This is a genomic window from Kitasatospora sp. NPDC057512, assembly GCF_042802135.1.
In the GTDB taxonomy this organism is placed as follows: Bacteria; Actinomycetota; Actinomycetes; order Streptomycetales; family Streptomycetaceae; genus Kitasatospora.
Map to the genome: position 1 here is coordinate 1 of NZ_JBHVET010000680.1, position 4680 is coordinate 4680.

The window sequence follows — 4680 nt, forward strand, 5'->3', positions numbered from 1 at the left end:
GTTCGGGACCACTCCCGAACAGCCGCCGGGAGGTCCGGTCAGAGCGGCAGGCTCTGCCAGGGGCCGAAGGTGGTGGGGGTGGTGGCCGTGCGGACGTACACCCGGCCGTCGGTGCCGATGGCGAAGAGGTGGAGGACGCCGCTGCCGTCGACGAGGGCGGCCGGGTGGTCGAGGACGGTGCCGCCGAGGTCCTGCCAGGGGCCGTAGCCGTTGTTCGGGGCGGTCTGGGCGGTGGTGCTGACGCCGCCGCCGCCGTTGCGCTCGAACAGGACGACCCGGCCGTCGAGGGTGGCCGCGGCCGGTTCGCCGACTCCGCCGTGGCCGCCGAGGGGGGCCGGGGACCGGCTCCACGGTCCGCCGGGCTTGGTCTGGTAGCTGACCAGCACGGCGCCGGTGCCGACCTCGCGGTAGGCGAGTTCGATGCGGCCGTCCTGGTCGAGGACGGCCTTGGGCGGGCTGGCCGGGCGGGCGTCCGGGATCGGGTCGGGGCCGGTGAGGGCGCCGTCGGGGGTGCTCTGGCGCCAGCCGAGGACGGCGGTGCGGGTGGCGGCGAACACCTCGATCGCCCCGACGCCGTTGCGGATCGCGGCGACCGGGTCCTGGAGGTCGGTGCCGCCGAGGTCCGTCCAGGTGCCCGTCCACACCCCGCCCGGGGTGGTCTGCCGGGTGCCGCTGAGGCCGCCTGCGCCGTTCTTGACGAAGAGTTCCAGCCGCCCGTCCAGGGAGTTGGCGACGACGGGCACGCCGACCTGGTCATCGCTGCCGAGCCCGGTGCTGGGGTTGCCGTGGTCGGCCCAACTGTCCCACCAGCGGCCGTTGGGCACGGCCTGCGGCAGGGAGAGGAGGTGGTGGTCGGTGAGGCGGCGGGCGAAGACCTCCAGCCGGCCGTCGGCGTTGGTGCCGACGGCGATGCCGGGCGCGAGCCGCCCGCCCGGGTCGGCCATCCGGACCGGGCCGCCCCAACTGCCGTCGGCCTGCCGCCAGGAGGTGTGGAGGGCGCCGGCCCGGACCACGAAGACCTGCGGCCGGCCGTCCTGGTTGAGTCCGGCCCAGGAGGTGCCGCGCGACCAGCGGTAGTACATCCGGGAGAACCAGGTGGCGGAGTAGTTCCCGTCCGAGTGGTCGTGGCTCGCGTACTCGGAGAAGTACACGCCCTTGGCGCCGGCCGTCGCCGGGTCGAGGTTCACCGGGGCGTCGGTGATGTTGTAGTCCCGGTAGTTCACCTGGATCAGGTTGCCGCCGTGGAGCCGGGCCGCCTCGCCGGCGAACTTCGCGGCGGCGACGTGGTCGGAGTGGTCGCCGGAGTAGCGGCGGTCCGGGAGTTCGTCCTGGGCCCGGAGCACGGTCGGTCGGTAGGTCGCCATCAGGTGCCGCAGCACCTCGACGACGTCAGCGGCCGTGTAGGTGGACGGCCCGGGCAGCGGGCTGCCGACCGGGACGACGGTGGTGTCGGTGCCACCGTTCAGCACGCCGCCGAGCCGGGCGTCGTGCAGGTTGAGGAAGACCAGGTGCACCGGCCGGCCCTTGAGGACGTACCGCTCGACCTGCTTGCCGGCGACCGTCCAGGCCTCGACCGTCCAGTGCCCGACCTCGTCGGTGGCCGGGTCGGTGTCGCCGACCCCGGTCATCCGGGAGTAGGCGTTGACCGCGCCCATCTGCCGGTTCCAGGTGCGCAGCGGTTCGCCGGCGGTGTCCCAGCAGACGGTGGAGCAGGGGTCGCCGGTCGCGTTCCCCGCGGTGACGAAGACGGTGACGGACGGCGTGCCGTCGGCGAGGGCGTTGGAGAGGTCCGGGTTCATGAACAGGATGTCGTCGTCCTCGTGCGCGACGATCTGCATGAACAGCGGCCCGGAGCCGGTGGCCGCGGCTCCGGGTACGGCTCCGGGTACGGCCGCGGGTACGGCCCCGGGTACGGCCGCGGCCGCGCGGGTCGCCGTCGCCTTGGTCAGGGCGGGCGCGGCGAGGGCGGTGAGCGCGACGGAGGCGAGGAGTCGTCGTCGTCCGATTGCCATGGGATCCCCCAATTAGAGATCGGGACGTGAGCATGCCAGAAGGAGGTTATCCCCCGTCGGCCGCCCGAACCCCGTGACCGACGCCCGCGGAATCCCCTCCGGCCCTCCCCTCCCGGCACCGGGCTTTGCCCGGGGTGGCGGCGAGCAGGCAAGATAGCCGGGTGACCCTCCTTGATCTGATGCCGAAGCCCGCCACCCCCGACGCGCTGTACGAGACGTTCGCAGCCTGGTCGGAGGAGCGCGGGATCACGCTGTACCCGGCACAGGAGGAGGCGCTGATCGAGCTGGTGTCGGGGAACAACGTGATCCTCGCGACGCCGACCGGGTCGGGCAAGAGCCTGGTGGCGGCGGGGGCGCACTTCGCCGCGCTGGCGGAGGGGAAGCGGACCTTCTACACCGCCCCGATCAAGGCGCTGGTCTCGGAGAAGTTCTTCGACCTGGTGAAGATGTTCGGCACCGAACAGGTCGGCATGATGACCGGCGACGCGAGCGTGAACCCGACCGCGCCGATCATCTGCTGCACCGCCGAGGTGCTCGCCCAGATCGCGCTGCGCGACGGCACCCGGGCGGACATCGGCCAGGTGGTCATGGACGAGTTCCACTTCTACGCCGAGCCGGACCGCGGCTGGGCCTGGCAGATCCCGCTGCTGGAGCTGCCGCAGGCGCAGTTCCTGCTGATGTCCGCGACGCTCGGCGACGTCCGCCGCTTCGAGGAGGACCTGACCCGCCGCACCGGTCGGCCGACCACGGTGGTGCGCAACGCGACCCGCCCGGTGCCGCTGTTCTACGAGTACCGCCGCACCTCGATGCACGAGACCCTGGAGGAGCTGCTGCAGACCGGCCAGGCGCCGGTCTACGTCGTGCACTTCACCCAGAAGGAGGCGGTGGACCGGGCCCAGTCGCTGATGAGCATCAACATGTGCTCGAAGGCGGAGAAGGAGGCCATCGCCGACCTGATCGGCGGCTTCCGCTTCACCACCAAGTTCGGCCGCAACCTGTCCCGTTACGTGCGCCACGGCATCGGCGTGCACCACGCGGGCATGCTGCCGAAGTACCGCCGACTGGTCGAACGCCTCGCCCAGGCGGGCCTGTTGAAGGTCATCTGCGGCACCGACACGCTCGGCGTCGGTGTCAATGTGCCGATCCGCACGGTGCTGTTCACCGCCCTGTCCAAGTACGACGGACAGCGCGTGCGCATCCTGCGCGCCCGCGAGTTCCACCAGATCGCCGGCCGGGCCGGCCGGGCCGGCTTCGACACCGTCGGCCAGGTGGTGGCCCAGGCGCCGGAGCACGTGATCGAGAACGACAAGGCGATCGCCAAGGCCGGGGACGACCCGAAGAAGAAGCGCAAGGTCGTCCGGAAGAAGGCCCCGGAGGGCTTCGTCGGCTGGACCGAGGAGACCTTCGACAAGCTGATCGGCGCCGACCCGGAGCCCCTGGTCTCCCGGTTCAAGGTGAGCCACGCGATGCTGCTGTCGGTGATCGGCCGCCCGGGCAACGCCTTCGAGGCGATGCGCAAGCTGCTGACCGACAACCACGAGGACCGGGCCGCGCAGCGCCGGCACATCCGCACCGCGATCGCCATCTACCGCTCGCTGCTGGAGGGCGGCGTGGTGGAGCGGCTGCCGGAGCCGGACGCCGAGGGCCGGATCGTCCGGCTCACCCTGGACCTCCAGGAGAACTTCGCGCTCAACCAGCCGCTGTCCACCTTCGCGCTGGCCTCCTTCGAACTGCTCGACCCGACCTCGCCCTCGTACGCGATGGACGTCGTCTCCGTCGTCGAGGCGACCCTGGACGACCCGCGCCAGATCCTCGCCGCGCAGCAGAACAAGGCACGCGGCGAGGCCGTCGGCGAGATGAAGCGCGACGGCATCGAGTACGAGGAGCGGATGGAGCGGCTCCAGGAGATCACCTACCCGAAGCCGCTGGAGGAGCTCCTCACCCACGCCTACGAGGTCTACCGCCGGGCGCACCCGTGGATCGGCGACCACCAGCTACAGCCGAAGTCGGTGGTCCGCGACCTGTACGAGCGGGCGATGACCTTCTCGGACTACGTCGGCTTCTACGAGCTGGCCCGCACCGAGGGCATCGTGCTGCGCTACCTGGCCGGCGCCTACAAGGCGCTGGAGCAGACCGTCCCCGAGGACGTGAAGACCGACGACCTCAAGGACGTCATCGCCTGGCTCGGCGAGCTGGTCCGCCAGGTCGACTCCAGCCTGCTGGACGAGTGGGAGCAGCTGGCCAACCCGACCGAGCCGCAGGCCGCCGAGGTCCGGCTGGACGACAAGCCGGCGCCGGTCACCGCCAACGCCCGCGCCTTCCGCGTCCTGGTGCGCAACGAGATGTTCCGCCGGGTCGAGCTGTGCGCGCTGGAGCACTACGAGGAACTCGCCGACCTGGACGGCGAGTACGGCTGGGACGCGGACCGCTGGGCGGACGCCATGGACGGGTACTGGGAGGAGTACGACGACCTCGGCACCGGCCCGGACGCGCGCGGCCCGAAGATGCTGCTCATCGAGGAGGAGGACTCCTCCTGGCGGGTCCGGCAGATCTTCGACGACCCGGAGGGCGACCACGACTGGGGCATCAGCGCCGAGGTCGACCTGTACGGCTCGGACGAGGAGGGCCGCGCGGTGCTGCGGGTGACCTCGGTGGACCGGCTCGGCGG

Annotated in this window: 2 protein-coding genes; one reads left to right on the forward strand and one right to left on the reverse strand. The window is 71.8% G+C overall.

Annotation, left to right across the window (positions count from 1 at the left end):
* Window positions 1-38: 38 nt before the first annotated feature.
* Window positions 39-2012, reverse strand: coding sequence for a PIG-L family deacetylase (locus tag ACFU6K_RS31755; RefSeq protein ID WP_380668896.1), 1974 nt, complete (start codon window positions 2010-2012; stop codon window positions 39-41).
* A 179-nt stretch (window positions 2013-2191) separates the two neighbouring features.
* Here ACFU6K_RS31755 and ACFU6K_RS31760 point away from each other — a divergent pair.
* Window positions 2192-4680 (forward strand): DEAD/DEAH box helicase (locus ACFU6K_RS31760; protein ID WP_380668898.1); only part of this gene is annotated, 2489 nt, incomplete at its 3' end.